The following is a 22,755-nucleotide window of genomic DNA, read 5'->3' as shown; positions in this document are numbered from 1 at the left end:
TAAGGGAGAAAGAGTTTCATTTTTTTGAATTTTGATACATATTTACCAAATTATTCTCTTGCGTTTTAGGGAAATGGTCCAAGGATTTGTTAAGCAGTAAGAGAAATATAGTAAATTTTGGGGAGATTGTATGTTTTTATGAAACTCTTTATGCTCGATAATATCTTTAATTTATAGAACAATTTAACCTATTAAAAAAGGAGGACTTAAATGGAGGAGTATTATTGGGATACTCAGCTGGAATATATTGGAATAATGAGAGATTTATATTATAATGATGACTACTTAGAGTTTTTAGTAAATAATGTTTGGAAGCTATCTAAACCAATACATATTATTGATTTTGGTTGTGGGTATGGATATCTAGGACTTAAATTATTACCTCTTTTCCCAACAGGTTCAAAATATACAGGAATAGATAAAGGACAACAACATATTAATAAGAAGAAAGAGCTTTTTCATAGTCTTCCATATGAAACTGAATTTTTTGTAGCAGATACAAATGAGATAGAATTAGAGAGTAAGTATGACATTGCTGTTTGCCATGCATTTCTTTTACACATGTCCGAACCCCAAAAAAAAAGCTTCAAAAAATGGTTAGTTCAGTTGTCCAACAGAGGCAAAGTCATTTGCTTTGAGCCACATTGGATTTCAGGATTGTCATCATACTACATTAACGGGCATGAACAATCACAAATTGTCTCACTTGGAATTCTACAAAAATTATTTGAAGAGGATACAAAACGAAATGGAAAAGATGGAAATATTGGTGTTAAAGTACCTCAATATTTATCTGAGTTAGGTGTGGAAAACATTGAGTGTAGAGTTAGTGATAAAGTTAACTTCCTCAATCCTAATGTAACTCAAAAAGATAAAGAAAAATTATATAATTCTCTAAAAGAGGATGGCTTGGGTGAAGTACCGTCTCATAGAGAAGCGTTTATTGAAGGTTTGAAAAACCGTGGGGTCAAATTAAAGGAGGCACAGGAACAATATGATGCTGAACTACTGTTTTCACAAGTATTTAACATTGATTCATCATTAATATACGCTCCCAATATGAAAATTACTTTTGGAGAGGTTAAAAAATAGGAATCAACTTAACATCCTAGCTTATCTTCAACTAAGGGAGTTCAATATAACAATCGGGAACAATTCTGCAACAAGAATTGTGCTCTTTATAATGTTAGCACCATTTTGTAATGTAAGAGATTGTACAATTATATTGTAATAGTAAAAATAATCAGTTAGTTTGAGAGCATTAAATTTCAAAATATTTACACTGTTAATTATAATAATTATTGTAAAGGTTTTTATTTATTAGGGGGAAAGGTTTTGAATAACTATATTTGTGAGACTTGTGGAGTTCAATATGAAAGTTCTTCTGAAGCACCTATAAGATGTAAGATTTGTGAGGAAGACCGACAATATATTAGTTCTAAAGGACAAACATGGACAACGTTAGAGTCGATGATAGAGTGTGGAGCATATAATAATGCTATTAATCTTGAAGAAAAGGGATTATATAGTGTAAACACTATTCCGAGCTTTGGAATCGGACAAACGGCTTATCTAATTCAAGATAAGAGTATTAATCTAATGTGGGACTGTATTACATATCTTGATCAAGCTACTATAGAGAAAATCAATGATTTAGGTGGGATTGATGCTATAGTTTTATCTCACCCACATTATTATTCTAGTCAAGTAGAATGGGCCGAAACTTTTGATGCTCCGATTTATATTCATGAAGATGATCGAGAATGGGTGACTAGACCGAGTGAAAAAATCGTATTTTGGTCTGGTGACTCTCTTGAACTACGTAAAGGTGTCATACTTCAGAGGATTGGTGGACATTTTAAAGGCGGCACTGTTTTGGAATGGAAGAATGGCAATAACCAGCAAGGAGTAATAATGACTGGCGATATTATTAGAGTCGTTGCTGATCGTCAATGGGTAAGCTTTATGTATAGTTATCCTAACTTTATTCCACTGCCAAGTGCTACGGTTGAAAGAATTGCAAGTAAGTTAAATCAAATTAAATTCGATCGATTGTATGACGCTTTTCACCGTGTTATTAAAGAAGAGGCTGATCAACGTGTTCAAAAATCGGCAGCCAGGTATATTAATGCACTAAATGGAACATTGTTTAATACATAAAACAAATATTTAATATTCTAAGATGTTTTACAATTAGTATATAAAGAGCGTTTGCACAGCTCTTTTTCTTTAACCAATGGTCAGCATTACTGCAATGAAATAAATCAATACTATTCAACAATAGGGCGCATTTCCAGAATAAGGATCTGCGCTTATTTTGCATGAAAAGGGCCATTATATTGAATAAGAGGTTGCATAGAACCCCACTTTTTTATGCAGCCGCCAGGCTTCTTCAGAAGTCAAAAATGTGAATTTAGGTTTAATTATGATCACAATAAATTTGTGGATCTTTATCTATACCTTTTATAATTGCATACTTATTACCCCATTCACACATTGTGTTTAATACTGGTACAAATGATCTTCCTAGATCAGTTAAGCTGTATTCTACTTTTGGTGGTACCTCTTTAAATATTTCTCTTCGTACAAGTCCATCTCTTTCTAATTGTTTCAATTGATCTGTTAAGACTTTTTGTGTAATTCCAGGTATTAATTCGTAAAACTCTTTTGTCCTTACTGATTTTTGGCTCAAGAAAAAGAGTATTAATCATTTCCATTTTCCACCTGCAATGTTCATAAAAATGTTGATTCCAGTATTATAGTTAACCATGTGCTGTCCCTCCTGAATAGGCACTTAAAAGTGGCTATACCACATTTTTGTGCGTTATTTTCTCTTTTATTATTGCTTACTATAATTAAAGGAGCAATAAATAAAAATTTCGGAGTTGATAAAATGAGTGTAAAAAATATCTTGGAAAAAAGACGAACAGTTAGACATTATGATTCAAGTTATAAAATAAGTTCAGAAATTCTAACCTCATTAATTGAAAGTGCAAGTAAGTCACCTAACGGAAATAATATTCAAGCAACTCGATACTTAATTATTGATGAACCAGACTTAAAAAATTTATTGCTACCTATAGCTTTTAATCAACATCAAGTGGTAGAAGCTTCAACTTTAATTGTTATGTTGGGTGATTATCAAGCATTTGATAAAGATAATATTATTAAGATACATGAAGAAGGCTTTCAAGCAGGTTTTTTTGATGAATCGCTAAGAGATTATCTAGCGAATGCTGCAATAAAATATTATGAAAATAAATCAAATGAAGATCTAAAGTTAGAATTAACTAGAGATGTAAGTCTTGCGTCAATGTCATTAATTTTGTTAGCAAATGAAGCAGGTTTTGAAACAATTACTATGTCAGGCTATGATTCAAAGAAATTAAAAGCAATCTTAAATATTTCTGATAGGTATTTGGATGTTATGCTTATAGCTATTGGTAAAGGTACTAAAGCCGGTCATAATACCGTAAGGCATAATGTAAATAAGGTAATGTATAGAAACAAAATAATTTAGTGTTCTTATCTGATTATGTGAAATAGGTATACAAATAACTGTGCTTTTCTTATTTCTCAATATCAGTTAATAGAAGATTTGTTGATTATTCAAGAATCGGGCGCTTTTCTGGAGTAACGAAAAAAGTCCAATTTCTCAATTTTAATACTGAGAAATTGGACTTTTTAATATTGTAATTTCCTTAACGTTGTAAATCCGCATTTTCCTGACGCTACCCAAGATATCTGTGATCTCAGCGGAAATAATAAAATCCTTTTTTGTTAGAGGGCATAAGAACCTTTAATTCCTGGTGTTAATGGCCTCTATTCTTTTTTATCGAACATCAGAAAACCGTTGTTAAAAAATATTTTGAATATTCCTCGACATGAATATTCCTTTTAAGGTATATTCAATTCATGAAAACAACTTTGAATGCTCTTGCTGAGCCCAACCGGCTACACATTATCGAACTCTTACGTGACGGCCCTCTCACTGTAGGGGAAATTGCTGACCGACTTGGGCTAAACCAGCCTCAAGCTTCCAAACATCTTCGGGTACTTAGTAATGCAGGATTCGTCGAGGTAAATGCAATCGCCAATCGACGGATCTACAAGCTGAGGGCCGAGCCGTTCAAAGAGCTTGATTCTTGGTTAGAGTCCTACCGTAACATTTGGAACGAGAGATTTGACCGCCTTGACGATTACCTGCAGGACCTACAAAGAAAGGATTGAACCATGACGATAAGTAGGAGTCCTGCCAAAGATTAAAAAAACGATATTGGAGGAATGAGATCATGGAAAACCTTTTGACGTCTGTAGAAGATCGGAAACTTATTAGGAATGACCAAACCAATAAAGGAAATAAGGTATCTCTGAAGAATATAACAATAGGATACTGGTTTTTTACGGGGCTATTGATAGCATTAATGCTTTTAGGTTCTATTCCTGATATAATGTCCGCCCCTGAAGCAGTTGCTTTATTCAAACATTTAGGGTACCCTGCATACCTTCTTCCCTTTATTGGTGTTGCCAAATTGTTAGGTGTAATAGCGATACTGATTCCCGGCTTTCCTCGAATTAAGGAATGGGCTTATGCCGGATTTGTCATCGATTTAACGGGTGCCATGTATTCAACTATAGCAGTGGGCGATCCTTGGGTATTTTTCATTATTGGCTACATTTTGATTGCCGGGTCCTATGTTTTTTACCATAAAAAACAAAATGCCGTTTCATTAAGTCATTCGAAATAACTTAACAAAAATTATTGGGAGGAATGGAAATGTCCAACAACACTATGATTTCAAGGGTGGAGAACGATCGGGTACTTGTGCTGGAGCGGATTTTCGATGCGCCGCGCGACCTCGTGTTCAATATGTTTAAAGACCCCGAGCATCTCAAACGCTGGTGGGGGCCCAGAGGCTGGGAGCTTCCTGTATGCAACGTGGATTTCCGGTCGGGCGGCGTTTGGCACTACTGCATGAAGTGCGTCGATCAAAACCAAGGTGAATTTTTCGGTATGGAATCTTGGGGAAAAGGGGTTTATAAGGAGATTATCGAGCCTGAGAAGATCATCTACGTCGATTTCTTCTCGGATGCCGAAGGCAATACGAATGATGCCATGCCATCGTCTGATGTTACATTGGAATTCATCGATTTGGGCGGCGGCAAGACGAAGCTGATCAACCGTGCTGAATATGTGTCGGCGGAGACACTCAAGACCGTCACTGACATGGGCATGATGCAAGGAATCACCGAAACTTGGGACCGCCTGGAAGAAGTTCTTCAGCACCTGAAATAAGGAAATACCACGCGCACGGCAGGCCGGTACAGTAAAGAAAACTATATTTATAGTAATGATTAGGAGCATGGAGTTTGGTAATTACTTATACAAGGGAGTGGAAAAATCAATGATTAGTAAAGTCGGTCAAATTATGTTGTATGTAAATAACCAAGATGAGGCAGTGAATTTTTGGACAAAAAAAGTAGGGTTTAGCGTAATTTCTAATGAAGATAACGGTCAAGGAATGAGATGGATTGAAATGGCTCCAACAAAGGACTCAGAAACAAGCATCATTCTGCACAATAAGGAATTCGTTGCTAAAATGTCACCTGGATTAAATCTTGGTACGCCTTCGTTAATGTTTTTCTCGGAAAACTTTGATGAATTATATACCGATTTATCCAATAAAAATATCAAAGTCGGTGAAATTGTAAATATGCCTTCTGGTAGGGTATTTAACTTTGCCGATAATGAAGAAAATTACTTTGCAGTCATGGAAAAAAAGTAAACCACAATGAAAAATACACCGTTCATTGTTGGACGGTGTTTTGGATTTATAGTAATAAAGTTAACCTAATCCTATATATTATTTTTCTATCCTCCTAAATTAATATTAAACCTCTTATTTCTTATTGAACAAACGAGGGCTTTTCAGGAATAAAAGTACAGCCAACATACGTAAAACGATCTTCCGCAATCGGGCGCAATTCTGCAGTAAGAATTGTGCTCTTTCTTTATGTTAAGGGCCATATTGGCCGAACTTGCTTCTAGCTGCAGCAAGTATAGCCGGTTCATTGCTTCATTCATGGGAATGACAGGATGGTATAAATATAGGGTCAGCTATATATTTATTATCATAATGAAACGTTTAGTATGTTGTTGAGCGATTTAATACGAACAGAAGTGCGGTTAATCTATGCATTTTTTGCCTACATTGGTATAATAAGGATGCATAGCAATTCGGTATAGTGGGTAGCGGCCATTCCCTTAGAGATAGAAAGGGGGTGACGCTGGTGATTACCATTAAAGACGCAATAGAGATAATGATAGCATTCGCTTCTCTAATCGTCGCAGTAATCGCGGTTACTAACACAAAAAAGTAACCCCACTTACCATCTGGCCGGATGTTGTAAGATAAAGGGTTACTTTTTGTGACTACTTATTTACTTCAAAAACGCCGCTGCACTTTATGCAGTCTTGCTGTGCATCTAGGCCTCAGTTACCCGCTGGGGCCTTTTTTATTATATGTTATATATATTTATTATAACCATGAACTCTAAAATAAACAATTTTAAATGACTTATGTGTTAAAAAAATAGGTGAAGAGGTAGATGGATGATAGTATCTGAATTTGGAACCTGATGTCAGTCAATAAGACCATTGCTAAATAAATATACAAATGGCCCGTTTCCATATAGGAATAGGGGCCATTTATATTTTCATGTCTTTAACATAAGCTATTCCTCTTCTGTATAGGCTTCCGTGGTCGTATCCATGCACTCCCAACATTCACTTCTATTCCTTTCATACTTGCACAGTTCACTCCCACATGAAATGCAAAAATCCATAAGAATTGATTCCCCTTTCAAGTGAAATTTTAATAAATTTAAAGCTATATGTTTATTTATATTCCAACATAGCTTGTTAGAGAACCATGTACCTGCAAGCTTTAACAAATAATCATTTGTTCAATCCCTACGGGAATAGGAGGATTTAATTACTGTTCTTCTACCGACTTACTATCCCAACAGCCGGAGGCAAGCACCTTTTTAGAATACTAGTCTAATCAGGATTTATATTTTTTCATATTAATATAGTAATTAATTTATAGGAGGTGGAGATATTGACACGTAAAAAAAAGAGTCTGCTCCCGCTCTGTATTTTTCCAGGGTATCGATGGTGTGGGCCAGGTTGCAGCGGGCCGGGAAGACCTATTAATGATGTGGATAACTGCTGTTACCATCATGATCGCTGTCTGAGCCGCGGGAACTCCCCTTGTTACTGTGATAAGCAATTTATGAAATGCCTCAGTTCAAAAATCAATCCTCATACGCAAAAAGGTAGACATGCACGTCTTATGTACGGATTCATGAAACTGAAAACAACGTTTACCTGTCCAAAATAGTTGCTGTATTGTTAAATTATTAAAACGATATCACTTAAATCTGAAGATAATCCAATCTCGATTTGTCCAACCACTCTGAATTAGTTACACTATAGAGGAATGAATTTTTTTGTAGGTACCTAATAAATGGGTGGGAGAGAGCATTAAATGAGTAAAAGAGTAGTGATTACAGGTATTGGAGCAGTCACACCTTTGGGGAATGATGCTCAAACAACATGGGAAAACATTAAAAATGGTGTATCAGGGATTGGGCCAGCAACCATATTTGATGTTGAAAAAGTCGATGTCAAAATCGCAGCCGAAGTTAAAGGCTTTGCACCAGAAGAGTTTATGGATAAACGAGAAGCGAGAAGGATGGGGCGTTATAGCCAGTTTGCTGTCGCAGCAAGTCAAATGGCTGTAAAGGATGCTGGGATCCAAATTGGAGAGGATATTCGACCTGAACGTGTGGGTGTCTGGATTGGCTCAGGAATTGGCGGTTTAGGTGAGTTCGAGGAACAGCATCGGAAATTTATTGAAAAGGGTCAAAGAAGAGTCAACCCGTTTACGATTCCAATGTTTATCCCAGACATGGCAGCTGGACAAGTTTCGATTGCACTTGGTGCAAAAGGTATCAACAATTGTTCGGTAACCGCATGTGCGTCAGGTACCAATTCTATCGGTGATGCATTCCGCGTCATTCAAAAGGCGGATGTGGATATGATGATTGCCGGTGGAACAGAAGCAACGATTACGGAGATGACCATTGCTGGATTTTCTAATATGACTGCTCTCTCCAAAAATCCTGATCCGAACACAGCAAGCCGTCCATTTGATAAGAATCGTGATGGATTTGTGATTGGAGAGGGCGCAGGAATAGTGGTCCTAGAAGAATTAGAACACGCGATTGCCCGTGGTGCTAAGATTTATGGAGAATTGATAGGGTATGGTGCGACCGGTGATGCCCATCATATTACCACACCTTCACCAGACGGGGAAGGTGCGGGAAGGGCAATGAAATTAGCATTAGACGATGCGGATATTTCCCCTGAGCAAGTCGACTACATCAATGCTCATGGGACATCCACTTATTATAATGATTTATATGAAACGTTAGCCATTAAAGAGGTATTCAAAGAACACGCCTATCATTTATCGGTTAGTTCCACCAAATCGATGACCGGTCACATGTTGGGAGCAACAGGGGCTATCGAAGCCATATTCTCTGTTTTAGCCATCAAGGAAGGAATCATCCCGCCAACACTCAATTATCAAACCCCGGATGAACAACTTGATTTAGACTATGTCCCCAACGTGGCAAAGAAGAAGGATCTTCAAGTTGTGCTAACCAACTCATTAGGATTTGGCGGCCATAATGCCACATTGATATTTAAAAAGTTTAACGAATAACATTAGCAGTAACTAAAACGAAGGTGTCTAAATATCATTTAGATACCTTTTTGTACGTTTTTGCAAAAGGAGATGATATTTATTCGCTAAATGAAAATGATCTATTTAAAAATATGCTTTTTGATATATTTCAACCAATTAAATCGAAGGTCAAAAACGACGTTTGCCTTTTATTTGCGAAAAAGTAGGATTTATTTGCGAAAACACTTGGTTTATTTGCGAAACTCCCATCTTTATTTGCGAAAACAATTTTGATTACCAATTACAAGGGAATTACACATAGACAACTAGTTCGATTCAATTTTATCAGCAAATTATAGGGATTTATCAGCGATTCCAGTCCTTTTATTAGCGAGATTACACCGATTTTTTTAAAATATAAGAAAAAAGTCGATAAAAGTGGTTTCTTCGGTATTTAATCACACTTCGACAGAGTAGCTGATTTTTCCTTACTAACCAAACGTTTGATTAGATTAAAGATAAGCCCATATATCAAAAGGATTTTTCCCGGGAAATGGAGAAAAGGATGTCGAAAATAGCATCGACATCTGATTCAACATAAAAAGACCTGTCTTTCTATTAGTTTCAAAGAATGACTAGGTCTTTTTTGTATAAAATGGCCATTGAAACTGGCCCCTTCGCACACCATTTATTATTCCTTATTGGAATGTTTAAATAAATTTTCAATCGATTGTTCCCCATTAAATACCTCGTTAATACAAAGTGTAGCGGCCCCAATTACCTCTGCATGTTTTCCTAATTTCGAAGGAACAAGTGATAGCTTTTCGGTATTCGTTTTTAAAGAATGTTTATATACAGCATCCTTAAGTGGTTGGAGGACGATATCTTTAGCATTTAATATTCCTCCAGTTAAGATGACTTTTTGAGGATTAAATAAATTTACCATGGTCGAGATCCCAATTCCGATATATCGGCCAGCTGTTTGAAGCTCGTGTATGGCCAATTCATCACCCAATTCAACGGCTTCATAGATGTGCTCTATTGTGAGCGTATCTGGATTATTTGTAATCTCTGTTAGTTTCGTTGGAAAACCTTTTTTTATTTTTTTTAAGATACTTGTTAATAGGGCCGGCTCACTTGCGACAGCCTCTAAACAACCATAGTTTCCACATGAACATTTTGGTCCGTCCTCAGTAACAATGGTATGCCCGATTTGACCCCCTCCGAAGTTCACCCCGTGAAACAAGTGATCTTGGATCATCACACCAGCGCCAATTCCATAATCTACGTTGATTGTGATAAATGCATTTGTATCTTTCCCTTCTCCAAACCACCGTTCAGCTAGTAAGAGGGTATTACAGTCATTATCAACCAATACGGGTAAATTCACTTTTTGTGATAATTTCTCTCCGATAGGGAAGCAGTCCCAATTTAAGTGAGGGGGATAAATAGAGATTCCTTTTATAAAATCAACGATTCCATGCATGCCTAAACCAATACCATAGATTGTACAATCGGTTTTTCGTAATTTATTAACCAGATAAACTACTTCGTTAAGCACATTTTCAGGAATAGGATTTGCAGGTAATGGAACGGTTTGGAAATCCATAATTTCACTTTCTAAATTGATAATAGCCGCTTTTATTGATGTGGAACCGATTGTAATGCCTATAAAGTTCATGGCTTTACTATTTAATTGATAGAGAGCAGGAAAACGGCCTCTTTTTATGGAAGTGTGACCAATGTTTTGAACGATGCCAAAAAACTCTAATTCGGACAAAATGTCAGTAACGGAAGGAATTGTTAGTTGAGTAATTTTAGATAGTTCAGCTTTTGAGATTGGGCCAAAATCTTGGGTAAGCTTTAAAATAAGTTTTTGATTATATATTCGCATAGCATCGCGAGTTAGTTTTGTTGGAGTATAATGCAAAAAAATCCACCTCAATCTTTTATTGAAAATAACTTTAATAAAGTAACTTTAATAAAAAGTATTATCTCCGTTAATTCTATCGTAAAAATATAGAGTATTCAATTTGTTTTTGTGTAAATAATTGCTATTTTCCTCTATAAAAGAATAATTTTTAGAAAAATCAAAAAAACAATTGATTTATTAAAGTCAATTTAATAAAATGAGTTTAGTAAGCGATTACAATTAAAGATAGGGGGATTCAGATGCAAAGAAAAGCAGGTATCGTATTTTTGGTAATTAGTATGTTGGCCGCACTTATAATTAGTGGATGCTCAAACAGTACCGGGGCAAATGAAGACGAAGACGGTAAAAAAGTAGAGTTAACAGTATGGACGTGGCCGGACAATGATAAGACTTTTGAAAAAACAATTCCGTTTTTTGAAAAGGAACATCCTAATATCAAGGTAAAAGTACAGGCATTTGCAAATGATCATTATGTTGAAAAATTGTTATCGGGATTAGTATCTGGAAAAGGGCCAGATGTTGCCATGATTGAAATTGGCAGTGTGGCGAAGTTTAAATCAAGTAACGGTTTTGTAGACCTTTCAAAAGCTCCATATAATGCAGGAGATTTAAAAGGGAAGTATGCTGATTTCGCTTGGGATTATGTAAATGGGGAAAATGGTAAGATTTTCGCTCTTCCAAAAAATACAGGACCAGGAGCCATGTTTTATCGAAGAGACTTGTTTGAAAAAGCTGGACTGCCTACAGAACCTGCAGAGGTCCATGAACTTATGAAAACGTGGGATGATTACCTAGAAGTTGGTAAAAAATTAACACAAAAAGATAAACAATGGATGGTTGCTACCCCTAATGAACTTTATTCAACAATTTTAAATCAAGCGAACATATCCAATTTTGATGAAAAAGGCAAACTACAGCTTAATAAGCCTGATGCGGTTAAGGCATTAGAATATGTAGACAAAGCGAATAAAGAAGGAATTGTCTCTCCATTTGATAAAATTTGGTCAGAGGAATGGAATGCTACCATGAAAAATGGAACAGTCGCTACATATTTTATAGGTAACTGGTTTGGCGGGCTGTTGAAGGATGTTTTTGCGCAAGGAACGGATGGGAAATGGGGAGTTACTTTAGCACCAGAATACAATGGGGTTAGTGCGTTCAATAATGGCGGGGATTTCATTGGAATGTTAGAGTCAAGCAAGCATAAAGATGCGGCGTGGGAATTCATTCAATTTGTAACGCAAAATAAAGACTCATTAGAAACAATGTATACCAAGAATGATTTGTATCCAGCATGGGTAGATGCACAACAAGCTGAATGGCTTAAACAGCCTGATGGATTTTTTGCGAATCAGGTTTTAAATGAAATCTTTAGTCAAGTTTCTAGTGAAATGCATGCACCTATTACGAACCCAAATGATCCAATTGCAAAAGAAGCTATTGAAACGATGATTACGAATATTACTCATGGTGGAAAGAGCGTGGATGAAGCCTTGAAAGATGTAACGAAGCAAATCAAGGCTAAAGTACAAAATTAATAGAATAGGTGAGGAGAAATCCTCACCGTTCTTTTTAAGAGAGGCGATTTTGTTGCAAATGAAAAATGAAACTAGTTTCCCAATTCAAGCACTAGATAAAAAAAGTAAATTTTATAAGAAAAAAGATTACTTATTTCTTTATATTAGTATCGCTCCCTTTTTTCTTCTATTTCTAGTATTCAATGCTTTTCCAATCATAGCTTCTCTTTTTATTGGATTTACAAAATGGGACGGAATCAGTTTACCTGAATTCGTTGGTTTAAAGAACTATATTCAACTATTTAATGATCCTGTTTTTAGGAAATCATTGTTCAATACCCTATATATCTGGTTTTTTTCAACAATAATAACGTTAGGCTTAGCCTTTTTGTTGGCATTTTTGGTGAATTACTATATTCGGAGATTGAAAGGCTTTTATAGAATTGCGTTTTTATTTCCCCTATTGGTTGCTCCGGCCTTAACCTCCATCATTATTAGCATTTTGTTTTCATCGAATGCCGGCTTAGTTAACGCGTTTTTGAGCCTTTTTACTCAAAATGATGTAACCATTAATTGGCTTAACTCCCCGTTCTGGATTAAACCAATTATTATTCTAATGATTGTTTGGAGATGGACGGGATGGCATTTTATTATTTTCATGGCTGGACTCCAAACCATTCCGAAAGAGTTATATGAAGCGGCAAAGATTGATGGTGCAAAGGGTTTACAAATTATTCGTTCCATTACCGTTCCAATGATGGCTCCTGTTATTTTAGTAAGTCTGATCACGGCAACTACTGGTGGAATACAGTTATTTGATGAACCGTTTGTCCTCACAGATGGTACGGGAGGAACCCTTCAATCAGGAACAACGATGGGAATGTATCTTTATAATACGGCATTTCAAGAATTTAACTTTGGCTTAGCATCAGCAACATCATATGTTTTGTTTGGAATTATCTTAATTGTGACGTTAATAAACTCTAAATTATTTAGAAAAAGAGATTAGGATGTGTGAAATATGTTAGATGGGCCAGCAAACCGATTAAGTAGAATAATTGTGAACATATTTGTCGCATTGCTTTCAATTTTTTTTATAATCCCTTTAATTTGGATGGTTATTTTAAGTACGAATAGCCGGGAAGATGTTTATAAATTTCCGCCTCCGATTACATTTGGGGATTCATTGTTAGATAACTTCCAAAGGCTGGTTGAAGGGATTCCATTCTTCCAAAATCTCTGGAATAGCATATTTGTATCAGGGTTTCAGACGCTCTTGGTTTTGTTTATTAGTAGTTTTGCAGCATATGGATTTTGCAAGTATACAAATGCTCCAGGCAGGAAAATTTTATTTGGAATAATGGTTGGTTCGATTATGATTCCGCCAATGGCTGGATTAATTCCATGGTTCATGATTATGAAATCATTTGGTTGGATTGACACGCATTGGCCGTTAATTATCCCCCCAGCTGCCAATGCTTTTGGAGTGTTTTGGATGTATCAGTACATTAGAGGAGCCATTCCGACGGATACCTATGAAGCTGCAAAAATTGATGGGGCTTCTGACCTGAGAACCTATTGGTCCATAGTCGTTCCGTTGATTCGTCCAGGACTTGCAGCATTAGGGATCTTAACGTTTTTAAACTCGTGGCAGAATTTTCAAACGCCTTTACTCGTTTTGACCGATGAATCAAAACTTACTCTTCCGATAGCTTTAACAAATTTAAGGTCGCTGTATTCAACGGATATACCAGCTGTCATGTTAGGGACATCGCTAAGCATTTTACCGATTTTAATTGCATTTATCTTTATGGCAAAGCATTTTATTGCTGGATTAACAAATGGTTCTGTTAAGTAAAAGATTGGAGTGGAAAGCATTGAAGCGCTTAGACAACAAAGTAGCTGTGATAACAGGCTCAGGAAGAGGGATAGGGAAAGGAATTGCACTTAGCTTTGCAGAAGAAGGAGCAAAAGTGGTTATTGCCACGATTGAAGAAGAAGAGGGTTTATTGTTAGAACGTGAGTTAAAGAATCAAGGAATAGATGCATTATTTATCCAGACGGATGTTTCATCTGAACAAAGTATCGGTGAAATGGTAATGAAAACGGTAAATTTCTTCGGGAGAATTGATATTCTAGTAAACAATGCCGGGATAACATTATTTAAATCGTTGATAGATTCGACACTAGATGATTGGGAAAATGTTATTAACATAGATTTACGGGGGACCTTCCTTTGCAGTAAATATGTTGTTCCATACATGATTGAAGCAGGCAGAGGTTCTATCATTAATATTTCCTCCAATCATTCCATTGCCACATTGCCAAACACGGAAATTTATGCAGCGGCAAAAGGCGGCATCAACGCCATGACAAGAAGTATGGCATTAAGCTTAGGGCCGAAGAACATTCGAGTAAATGCTATTTGCCCTGGATTTACGGATACACCGCATTATAGAACATGGCTCCTTAATCAGGGGAATCCGGAAGAAGTGGAAGCGGAAGTGCTGAACCTACATGCACATAGAAAAATTTGTACTCCACAAGATATTGGGAATTTAGCCGTTTTTTTAGGGTCAGAGGATTCAGAAAAAATGACAGGTGAAACCATTACCCTTGATGGCGGCTTATCCTCCAGACTTTACAATTCAAAAATATGTTGAGGTGAAAAATATGAACATAGTGCTTGAGATCGAAGCAAGGGCAGAATTGGGAGAAGGGCCGTTTTGGGATCAGGATGAAAATAAACTGTATTGGGTCGATATTTTGAAAAACAAACTCCACATCTTTGACCCAGAGACAAAGAAAGGTAAAGCAATCGAATTTCCCATTCCTGTATGTGCTGTTGCAAAAAGTAATACCGGTCATCTTATCCTTGCTTTAAAGGACGGGATCTACTTTTATAATGAAGAAACAGAAGAATTAACCGTAGCTGCAAAGCCTGATGTACTTGAAGAGGAAAATCGATTTAATGACGCTAAATGTGACCCACAGGGAAGATTCTGGGCGGGGACTATGAATATGAACGGAAAAAAACATCAAGGGGAGCTTTATTGTTTTCATCAAGATGGAACGCTTGAAAAGGTCTTGACGGGTGTAAGCATCTCCAATGGATTGGGATGGGATGTAAACAGAAGGAAAATGTATTATATTGACACACCGACACAGCAAATTGTTTCTTATGATTTTGATGAGACATCCGGAATGATAAGCAACAAAAATGTTGTCTACACCTTTGATATTACTGACGGATCTCCAGACGGCATGACGATTGATTCTGAAGGAATGTTATGGGTTGCTTTATGGGGAGGCAGCAAGGTTGCAAGAATTAACCCGGTGACGAGTGAGTGGCTATTTACCATTAACGTGCCTGCAAGTCTCGTCACCTCTTGTGTGTTTGGGGGAGAGGACCTTCAAACTTTATATATCACAACAGCTAGTATCGGGTTGACAGAAGAGGAATTGCAAGAGCAGCCTTACGCAGGTGGATTATTTTCAATTCGTCTGGATGCAAAGGGAACTCGTTCCTATTCTTTTAAAAAAATGAAAGCTTTAAAATAAGTACCATCTTCAAAGGAGGTTGTTCTAAGTGTCATTAAAAACAATGCAAACCATAGATATTGTCAGTTTATCTGGAATTTGGAACTATGAGCTTGATCAAAATGATATCGGTTTACAAGAAAACTGGAATAAAAGGATTTTACAGGAGTCTGGCTTTCGATTACCTGGTACAACAGCCCTTAATCAAGTAGGCGAGCCGTTGGAATTGGAGCCAGAAATGACGAAAGAAGCCGTAAAATGCTTAAGACAACATCATCGTTATGTTGGTGCCGTCTGGTATCAAAAAAGGATATCTATTCCAGAAACATGGAACAACAAGGATGTTACTTTATTTTTAGAAAGAGTCATGTTTGAATCGCAAGTTTGGGTAAATGGTCAAAAAGTGGGAACATTTGATAGTCTATCCGTTCCGCATGTTTATGACCTGACAAAGCATGTAGTTCCTGGAACAGAATGTGTGTTAACAATCCGCATTGACAATCGAGATGTGCAAAAAATCGGTCCATTTCCAAGTGCATATACAGACGAAACACAAACCATCTGGAATGGCATCATTGGAAAAATGGAATTGCAAGCAACAGATAAAGTGAATTTCGGCGAAGTTCAATTATATCCTGAAATTCAAAGTCATTCTGTAAAGGCAAAAGTAATCGTAAATAATGGTTGTGACGTCAATGTAAACACGATTATCTCAGCAAAAGTGACTGATAAAAATCATAATATTATCGGGGTTCCAATTGAAATAAATGAAACAATTGATTCAGGTAAAAAAGAGATTGAGATTAAGTATGAAATGGGAGAACAAATTCAATATTGGGATGAGTTTAATCCCTATTTATATACGTTCCATTTACAAGTAAATGCCATTAATCCTAGTGAGGACCATAGCAATCAAACAAGCATTGTATTTGGAATGAAAGAGTTTAAGGCAGAAGGAAGACAATTCTTGATAAATGGTAAGAAAACGTTTTTAAGGGGAACATTGGATTGCTGTATTTATCCGTTGACTGGATTTCCTCCTACTGATAAAGAGTCGTGGAAGGATGTATTTCTAGCTGTAAAAGAGTACGGCCTAAACCATGTGAGATTCCATTCATGGTGCCCTCCTGAGGCCGCTTTTGAGGCAGCAGACGAAATAGGGGTATATTTAAATGTAGAAGGACCCGTGTGGATGGACACGTGGACACAATATACCGTAGGGAAGTATAAGAGTCATTATCAATATCTGCCCCAGGAAGCGGAAAGAATTATCGATACGTACGGTAATCATCCGAGTTTCTGCATGTTTAGTAACGGAAATGAATTAAACGGTGATTTTGGATTACTTCATGATATCATTGCAGAGTTAAGGGGAAGAGACAATCGAATGGTCTATACCTTAATGACGAACTGGGATAGGAAAGTAGATCCTGCTGAAGATTACTTTGCAGCCCAAACGGTTGATGGTGTAGGGATTCGAGGACAGTATTTCATGGACAAAATGGTAGAGGGAACAATGCTTGATTTCTCGGAAGGAGTAAAGCTTAGAGAGATTCCGATTGTTTCCCATGAGGTTGGACAATATTCGGTCTATCCCGATGTGGAGGAAATTCCGCTATACAATGGAGTGTTGAAACCGGTAAACTTTGAAGCTATTAAACTGGATTTGGAAAAGAAGCAGATGCTGAAATATGCGAAACAATTCACTTTGGGATCGGGGAAATTAGCGGCTCAGCTATACAAAGATGAGATCGAAGCAGCATTAAGAACAAAAGATTTTGGCGGATTTCAGTTATTAGATCTTCATGATTTTCCAGGACAAAGCACTGCTACAGTCGGATTGCTGAACTCCTTTTGGAAATCAAAGGGGATTATAAGTGGTGAAGAGTTTAGAAAGTTTTGCTCTCCAACTGTACCAATATTAAGGACGGAAAAACGAATCTATTCGAATAATGACTTATTTTCGGGCCTTGTTGAAATCAGCCACTACGGTCCAGCTGCTATTGAAAATACAACGGTTTCTTGGAAGATTACTAATCACAATGGGGTGGTTGCTTCCGGCGAATTTAATGCAGTTAAGATTACACAAGGAACGGTGTCTAGTGTTGGAAAGATTGAAAATGTAAGTTTCAAAGGGATTGAAGAAGCATCTATGCTGCGTCTCTCCCTTCAAATAGAAGGCACGGAGTATAAAAACGATTGGGATCTTTGGGTGTATCCGGAAACAGCATTAATCGATGAGGAAGAAATAATAAATGAATCAGACATCCTTATTGCCAGTCAATTCGATACGAAAGTAGTCGAACATTTGCAGAATGGAATGAGTGTTTTATTGCTTCCCGATGTACGGAAAGTAACAGGAATTTCGGCAGGTAAATTTTTCCCAATATTTTGGAGTCCTGTTCATTTTTTAAGTAAAGATCCATGTGGGATTATCTGTGACTATGACCATCCAGTGTTTAAGCGCTTCCCAACAAATGATTACGCGCAGTACCAGTGGAAATCCTTGCTTGAAAATTCATTCTCGATATCGATTGAAAATTTCCCAGCAGACTTTGAATCAATCGTTAATATTATTCCTAACTTTTACAACAATCATAAAGCAACAAACTTATTTGAAGCAAGAGTAGGCGAAGGCAAGATACTTGTCTGTTCCATTGATATTACAAGAGATTTAGAGCAGCGTTTGGAAGCAAAACAATTAAAAAGAAGTATTCTTGAGTATGTAGCTAGTGATAAGTTTTCTCCTAAACACACTTTAACCGTTGAGGATATGAAGGAAGTATTTATTGAGGACGATCAAGGATTAAGTAAAGAGGATAGAAGAAAGGATTTAGCTTATTTGAAACCCGCTAGTTCAAATAGTGAAAAGTCGTTGAACTATGCAGCTTCTAAGGGAAATGACGGTAATCCAACAACTAGCTGGAATGCAGCCGATTCTGAATTAGGACACTGGTGGCAGGTAGATTTGGGCGAAGTGCATGAAATAACCGGTACAAGAGTTACTTTCCTAGAGGAAGGGAATTACCGCTATGAAATTATGGTGTCAACCGATGGAGATCACTGGAGATTAGCGGCAGAACAAACTAGTGATAAAATCAACGATAAAGTTAGAGAAGATAGCTTTAATGAGTCTGCAAGATATGTCCGTATCATTTATAATGGACGGCCACAAGGGATTTGGGCTGGGCATAGTGAATTTCAGGTGTTTGGCAAATAGGAATAAAAGTTACCATACTATTTCTAATAGAGGGGATACGCAGATGGAGAAGTTTTATGGGATATACCCTGCGTTGATAACGCCTTTTAACGAACAGGGGAAAATAAATGAGAAGGCACTCCAGCAATTGGTGAAACTGAATCTAGATAAGGGTGTCAGTGGTTTTTATGTGGGGGGAAGTACAGGGGAGTCCTTTCTATTGAGTGTGGAGGAAAGGAAAGCTATTTTAGAAATCGTGTCCCATGAAGCGAGGGGAAAGGCAAAGATTATTGCACATATCGGTAGTATTGCGACAGATCATGCAATAGAATTAGCCAGGCATGCCGCTGACCTCAAAGTTGATGCAGTTTCATCTGTTCCACCTTTTTATTATAAGTTCTCTCTCGCGGAAATTAAGTCCTATTATTTAGACATCGTGAATGACGTTAACTTACCGATGATTATCTATAATATTCCAGCGCTTTCGGGGGTAACATTTACGAGTCAGAATATTAGTGATTTGTTGACTGACTCCCGGGTAATTGGGGTAAAGTGGACTTCTTATGATTTATTTCAGATGCAGAGAATGTTAAGTGAAAATCCTAATTTAACCATCTTCAATGGACATGATGAAGTATTTTTAGGAAGTTTGGCTATGGGAGCAAAAGCTGCGATTGGAAGCACCTTTAATTTTATGGCAGAAAAATTCATTCACATCCAGAATTTATATGAAGCTCAGAAGCTAGAAGAAGCTCGGATCCTTCAGGATGAAGTCAATCAAATTATTAACGTATTAATTCGTATTGGTGTTTTTCAAGGCGTAAAAGCAGGACTTGAGATGATGGGTATTCCATGTGGAGATTGCAGAAAACCATTCAGAAAACTGAATCTTGAGGAAATAAAATTACTGCAACAGGTGTTAAATTTATAAGTAATATAGTCTTAGATTAAAAGCAACAAAAGGTGCCATCCATAATAGGAGGGTGCCTCTTTTTCAGAGAAAGTTGGTGAAATCATGGATGTTATTAGTCTTGGAGAAACGATGGTTCTTTTTACTCCAAATCTGCATGGGAAAATGCGCTATTTAAACCAATTTACTTCAAAGATTGCCGGTGCGGAAACAAATACTCTAATTGGGTTATCTAAGCTTGGACATCAAACAGGGTGGATCAGCCGGCTCGGGCAAGATGAATTTGGAGCACAAATTTTAACATTAGTCAGAGGAGAAGGCGTAGACGTTAGTAGGGTAGCTTTGGATGAAAGCGTACCAACAGGAGTATTTTTCAAAGAAATCATCAATCGAGATCATGTCAATATATACTATTATCGAAAAAATTCTGCGGCTAGTCAGCTTACTCCCGCCGATCTAGATAGGGAATATATCGCTAAAGCAAAATTTCTCTATGTAACCGGGATTACCCCAGCGCTAAGTCCGTCCTGCAAAGATACAATCTTTCGTGCCATCGAAATAGCGAAAGACAATGGGGTTAAGATTGTTTTTGACCCTAATTTACGCAGGAAACTGTGGGAAGATGACGAAGCCCGGGAAACGCTTTTAGAAATAGCCGGTCAAGCGGATATCATTTTACCTGGTATTGGTGAATGTGAATTTTTATTTGGTACAAGGAATTGCGAGAAGGCAGCTAATTCCTTTCTTACTCTAGGTGCAAAGCTGGTTGTTGTAAAGCTTGGTGAAAAAGGGGCTTATTATACCACTGCAGCTGAAAAAGGATATATAGATAGTTTTACAGTGAAAAATGTAGTGGATCCAGTTGGAGCAGGAGATGGCTTTGCTGCCGGAGTTCTATCAGGGCTTCTAGATCACTTAACGATCGCTGAAGCAGTAAAACGAGGCTGTGCAATCGGTGCTATGGTTACGACTATAAATGGGGATATAGAAGGGCTTCCTAATAGGAAGGAATTAAATCAGTTTACCGATTCTAACTTAAATGATGAGGTCAATCGATAGTTTTTAAGAAGGAAGGTATTTACTAATGGGTACACTGCAAAAAATCTTAGATAACAAATTAGTGGCTATTTTACGCGGCGCTAGTCCTAAGGATACGATCAAAATTGTTCAAGCCTTATATGAAGGAGGAATAAGAGTCGTTGAAATCACCATGAATTCCCCGAAAGCGCTCTCAGCAATAGAGATGGTATATGATGAATTTGGCAAAGAAATGGCTGTTGGTGCAGGAACTGTTTTGGATCCGGAATCTGCTCGATGTGCCCTTCTTGCAGGTGCTCAGTTTATCTTATCACCGACGCTAAATCCTGAAACGATTAAGATGACAAAACGATATGGGGCGGTTAGCATCCCTGCGGCATTCACGCCCACAGAAATTTTAGAGGGCTATGAAAGAGGCGGCGATATTATTAAAGTTTTTCCTGCCACTGTATTAGGTCCTAAGTTTATTAAGGATATTCGAGGACCTCTCCCGCAAATTCCATTAATGCCAACAGGTGGTGTAGGTTTAGATAATATCAAGGACTATTTAGATGCAGGAGCTGCTGGACTTGGTATTGGCAGTTCGCTGGTGAAGACCAAAACAGAAATTACAGAAGCGTACCTTATGCAATTAACGGAAAAGGCAAAGCAATTTACATTAGCTGCCCAAAACTAACTATTAAAGGAGAGTGTTAACTATGAAAATAACAGGTTATGAATTATTCATAGTCCCACCGCGCTGGTTATTCTTAAAAATTGAGACAGATGAAGGAATTGTTGGCTGGGGAGAGCCAGTAATTGAAGGTAGGGCAGCGACAGTAAAAGCTGCGGTCGAAGAGTTTATGACCTATTTAATAGGGAAAGATCCGTTAAGAATTGAAGATCATTGGAATGTCATGTACAGAGGCGGTTTCTATCGAGGCGGCGCAATCTTGATGAGTGCGATTGCCGGTATTGACCAAGCTCTTTGGGATATTAAAGGGAAATATTTCAATGCCCCAGTTTACCAGTTATTAGGGGGGGCTTGCCGCGATTCGATCAAGGTGTATTCTTGGATTGGAGGAGATCGTCCAAGTGATACCGCAAGAGCTGCGAAGGAATGTGTCGAAAAAGGATTCCAAGCAATAAAAATGAATGGAACGGAAGAATTACAATACATTGATTCTTATGAAAAGATTGATAGAGTATTAGAAAACGTAGCAGCTGTTCGTGAAGCTGTTGGTAAAAATATTGGGATTGGTATTGATTTTCACGGGCGTGTGCATAAGCCAATGGCAAAGGTATTGGCCAAAGCCCTCGAAGAATTTAACCCTCTGTTTATAGAAGAACCTGTATTGCCAGAGAATAACGAAGCATTAAAAGAAATTGCTGGATTAACGTCCATTCCTATTGCGACTGGTGAGCGGATGTTCTCAAGATGGGACTTCAAACCTTTATTAAACGGCGGGTATGTCGATATTATCCAGCCTGATTTATCACATGCAGGCGGTATCACAGAATGTAAAAAAATTATCAGTATGGCCGAAGCTTATGATGTTGCTGCTGCTCCGCATTGTCCATTAGGACCCATTGCACTAGCGGCCTGCTTCCAAGTAGATGCAACAGCCCATAATGCCTTTATTCAAGAGCAAAGCTTGGGAATTCACTATAACCAGGGCAGTGATTTATTAGATTACCTAAAAGATCCATCTGTCTTTGATTATGAAGATGGCTATGTAAAAATCCCACAAGGCCCTGGGCTTGGAATTGAGGTAAATGAAGCGTATGTCCGTGAAATGGCGAAAGTAGGCCATCAATGGCAAAATCCTGTATGGCGCCATCGTGATGGCAGTGTAGCTGAGTGGTAAATGGTAGTGTAGGGGCCA

The 22,755-nt window shown here is 37.5% G+C and carries 22 protein-coding genes; 20 read left to right on the top strand and 2 right to left on the bottom strand.

Translation table 11 applies throughout. The features are described from left to right. Positions 1-210: 210 nt before the first annotated feature. Positions 211-1,092 (top strand): methyltransferase, encoded by an 882-nt coding sequence (locus ACJ004_RS20420; RefSeq protein WP_410894979.1) that lies wholly within the window; start codon positions 211-213, stop codon positions 1,090-1,092. 243 nt (positions 1,093-1,335) lie between these two features. Next, complete coding sequence (locus tag ACJ004_RS20415) at positions 1,336-2,160, top strand: MBL fold metallo-hydrolase (RefSeq protein WP_410894978.1); 825 nt, start codon at positions 1,336-1,338, stop codon at positions 2,158-2,160. A 259-nt stretch (positions 2,161-2,419) separates the two neighbouring features. Here the strand turns inward: ACJ004_RS20415 and ACJ004_RS20410 are convergent, their stop codons facing one another. Beyond that, positions 2,420-2,704 carry a winged helix-turn-helix transcriptional regulator gene (locus tag ACJ004_RS20410; protein WP_410895073.1) on the bottom strand — a complete coding sequence of 95 codons (285 nt, stop codon included), beginning with the start codon at positions 2,702-2,704 and terminating at the stop codon, positions 2,420-2,422. A 96-nt stretch (positions 2,705-2,800) separates the two neighbouring features. On the opposite strand from ACJ004_RS20410, the gene ACJ004_RS20405 reads away from it, so the two are divergent. The 8 genes from ACJ004_RS20405 (at position 2,801) to fabF (ending at position 8,792) form a co-directional block, all read left to right on the top strand. Next, positions 2,801-3,520, top strand: a complete 720-nt coding sequence (locus ACJ004_RS20405) for a nitroreductase family protein (protein WP_410894977.1) — start codon at positions 2,801-2,803, stop codon at positions 3,518-3,520. A gap of 395 nt (positions 3,521-3,915) precedes the next feature. Beyond that, positions 3,916-4,230 (top strand): ArsR/SmtB family transcription factor, encoded by a 315-nt coding sequence (locus ACJ004_RS20400; protein WP_410894976.1) that lies wholly within the window; start codon positions 3,916-3,918, stop codon positions 4,228-4,230. Between the two features lie 62 nt (positions 4,231-4,292). Continuing rightward, positions 4,293-4,748 carry a DoxX family protein gene (locus ACJ004_RS20395; RefSeq protein WP_410894975.1) on the top strand — a complete coding sequence of 152 codons (456 nt, stop codon included), beginning with the start codon at positions 4,293-4,295 and terminating at the stop codon, positions 4,746-4,748. A 29-nt stretch (positions 4,749-4,777) separates the two neighbouring features. Beyond that, on the top strand, positions 4,778-5,296 hold the full coding sequence (locus tag ACJ004_RS20390) for an SRPBCC domain-containing protein (protein WP_410894974.1): 519 nt from the start codon (positions 4,778-4,780) through the stop codon (positions 5,294-5,296). 109 nt (positions 5,297-5,405) lie between these two features. Continuing rightward, entirely contained in the window at positions 5,406-5,786 is a 381-nt protein-coding gene (locus ACJ004_RS20385; protein WP_410894973.1) for a VOC family protein, read from the top strand. Between the two features lie 460 nt (positions 5,787-6,246). Continuing rightward, positions 6,247-6,381: a putative holin-like toxin gene (locus tag ACJ004_RS20380; RefSeq protein WP_410894972.1), complete on the top strand. Its 135-nt coding sequence runs from the start codon at positions 6,247-6,249 to the stop codon at positions 6,379-6,381. Positions 6,382-7,112: 731 nt separating this feature from the next. Next, positions 7,113-7,403 carry a phospholipase A2 family protein gene (locus tag ACJ004_RS20375; protein ID WP_410894971.1) on the top strand — a complete coding sequence of 97 codons (291 nt, stop codon included), beginning with the start codon at positions 7,113-7,115 and terminating at the stop codon, positions 7,401-7,403. Positions 7,404-7,550: 147 nt separating this feature from the next. Further along, entirely contained in the window at positions 7,551-8,792 is a 1,242-nt protein-coding gene (fabF, locus tag ACJ004_RS20370; RefSeq protein ID WP_410894970.1) for a beta-ketoacyl-ACP synthase II, read from the top strand. A gap of 652 nt (positions 8,793-9,444) precedes the next feature. Here the strand turns inward: fabF and ACJ004_RS20365 are convergent. After that, positions 9,445-10,683, bottom strand: a complete 1,239-nt coding sequence (locus tag ACJ004_RS20365; RefSeq protein ID WP_410894969.1) for an ROK family protein — start codon at positions 10,681-10,683, stop codon at positions 9,445-9,447. Between the two features lie 242 nt (positions 10,684-10,925). Between ACJ004_RS20365 and ACJ004_RS20360 the strand changes: the two genes are divergently transcribed. The 10 genes from ACJ004_RS20360 to dgoD all read left to right on the top strand — a co-directional run bounded on the left by ACJ004_RS20360 (position 10,926) and on the right by dgoD (position 22,737). Further along, entirely contained in the window at positions 10,926-12,224 is a 1,299-nt protein-coding gene (locus ACJ004_RS20360; protein WP_410894968.1) for an ABC transporter substrate-binding protein, read from the top strand. A 58-nt stretch (positions 12,225-12,282) separates the two neighbouring features. Continuing rightward, a complete protein-coding gene (locus ACJ004_RS20355) occupies positions 12,283-13,212 on the top strand; it encodes a carbohydrate ABC transporter permease (RefSeq protein ID WP_410895072.1) in 930 nt (309 codons plus the stop codon). Positions 13,213-13,317: 105 nt separating this feature from the next. After that, entirely contained in the window at positions 13,318-14,061 is a 744-nt protein-coding gene (locus ACJ004_RS20350) for a carbohydrate ABC transporter permease (protein WP_410894967.1), read from the top strand. A 19-nt stretch (positions 14,062-14,080) separates the two neighbouring features. Next, entirely contained in the window at positions 14,081-14,866 is a 786-nt protein-coding gene (locus ACJ004_RS20345; protein WP_410894966.1) for an SDR family NAD(P)-dependent oxidoreductase, read from the top strand. Between the two features lie 10 nt (positions 14,867-14,876). Beyond that, positions 14,877-15,764, top strand: a complete 888-nt coding sequence (locus tag ACJ004_RS20340; RefSeq protein ID WP_410894965.1) for an SMP-30/gluconolactonase/LRE family protein — start codon at positions 14,877-14,879, stop codon at positions 15,762-15,764. Positions 15,765-15,792: 28 nt separating this feature from the next. Then, positions 15,793-18,963, top strand: coding sequence for a discoidin domain-containing protein (locus ACJ004_RS20335; protein ID WP_410894964.1), 3,171 nt, complete (start codon positions 15,793-15,795; stop codon positions 18,961-18,963). 43 nt (positions 18,964-19,006) lie between these two features. Next, entirely contained in the window at positions 19,007-19,873 is an 867-nt protein-coding gene (locus tag ACJ004_RS20330; RefSeq protein ID WP_410894963.1) for an N-acetylneuraminate lyase, read from the top strand. Between the two features lie 84 nt (positions 19,874-19,957). Next, a complete protein-coding gene (locus ACJ004_RS20325; RefSeq protein WP_410894962.1) occupies positions 19,958-20,911 on the top strand; it encodes a sugar kinase in 954 nt (317 codons plus the stop codon). 25 nt (positions 20,912-20,936) lie between these two features. After that, positions 20,937-21,566 carry a bifunctional 4-hydroxy-2-oxoglutarate aldolase/2-dehydro-3-deoxy-phosphogluconate aldolase gene (locus ACJ004_RS20320; protein ID WP_410894961.1) on the top strand — a complete coding sequence of 210 codons (630 nt, stop codon included), beginning with the start codon at positions 20,937-20,939 and terminating at the stop codon, positions 21,564-21,566. Positions 21,567-21,588: 22 nt separating this feature from the next. Beyond that, positions 21,589-22,737 (top strand): galactonate dehydratase, encoded by a 1,149-nt coding sequence (dgoD, locus tag ACJ004_RS20315; RefSeq protein WP_410894960.1) that lies wholly within the window; start codon positions 21,589-21,591, stop codon positions 22,735-22,737. The last annotated feature ends 18 nt before the right edge of the window (positions 22,738-22,755 follow it).

The organism is Neobacillus sp. 204 (assembly GCF_046562815.1).
Taxonomy (GTDB): domain Bacteria; phylum Bacillota; class Bacilli; order Bacillales; family Cytobacillaceae; genus Neobacillus.
The sequence above is the reverse complement of the archived record's forward strand: the minus strand, read 5'-3'. Positions and strand labels throughout refer to the sequence as shown.

Bases quoted from the DNA above. Each gene is read 5' to 3' on its own strand.
- ACJ004_RS20390 (WP_410894974.1), top strand. From the start codon at position 4,778: ATGTCCAACAACACTATGATTTCAAGGGTGGAGAACGATCGGGTACTT.
- dgoD (WP_410894960.1), top strand. From the start codon at position 21,589: ATGAAAATAACAGGTTATGAATTATTCATAGTCCCACCGCGCTGGTTA.
- ACJ004_RS20355 (WP_410895072.1), top strand. From the start codon at position 12,283: ATGAAAAATGAAACTAGTTTCCCAATTCAAGCACTAGATAAAAAAAGT.
- fabF (WP_410894970.1), top strand. From the start codon at position 7,551: ATGAGTAAAAGAGTAGTGATTACAGGTATTGGAGCAGTCACACCTTTG.
- ACJ004_RS20340 (WP_410894965.1), top strand. From the start codon at position 14,877: ATGAACATAGTGCTTGAGATCGAAGCAAGGGCAGAATTGGGAGAAGGG.
- ACJ004_RS20395 (WP_410894975.1), top strand. From the start codon at position 4,293: ATGGAAAACCTTTTGACGTCTGTAGAAGATCGGAAACTTATTAGGAAT.
- ACJ004_RS20360 (WP_410894968.1), top strand. From the start codon at position 10,926: ATGCAAAGAAAAGCAGGTATCGTATTTTTGGTAATTAGTATGTTGGCC.
- ACJ004_RS20350 (WP_410894967.1), top strand. From the start codon at position 13,318: ATGGTTATTTTAAGTACGAATAGCCGGGAAGATGTTTATAAATTTCCG.
- ACJ004_RS20320 (WP_410894961.1), top strand. From the start codon at position 20,937: ATGGGTACACTGCAAAAAATCTTAGATAACAAATTAGTGGCTATTTTA.
- ACJ004_RS20420 (WP_410894979.1), top strand. From the start codon at position 211: ATGGAGGAGTATTATTGGGATACTCAGCTGGAATATATTGGAATAATG.
- ACJ004_RS20330 (WP_410894963.1), top strand. From the start codon at position 19,007: ATGGAGAAGTTTTATGGGATATACCCTGCGTTGATAACGCCTTTTAAC.
- ACJ004_RS20325 (WP_410894962.1), top strand. From the start codon at position 19,958: ATGGATGTTATTAGTCTTGGAGAAACGATGGTTCTTTTTACTCCAAAT.
- ACJ004_RS20385 (WP_410894973.1), top strand. From the start codon at position 5,406: ATGATTAGTAAAGTCGGTCAAATTATGTTGTATGTAAATAACCAAGAT.
- ACJ004_RS20400 (WP_410894976.1), top strand. From the start codon at position 3,916: ATGAAAACAACTTTGAATGCTCTTGCTGAGCCCAACCGGCTACACATT.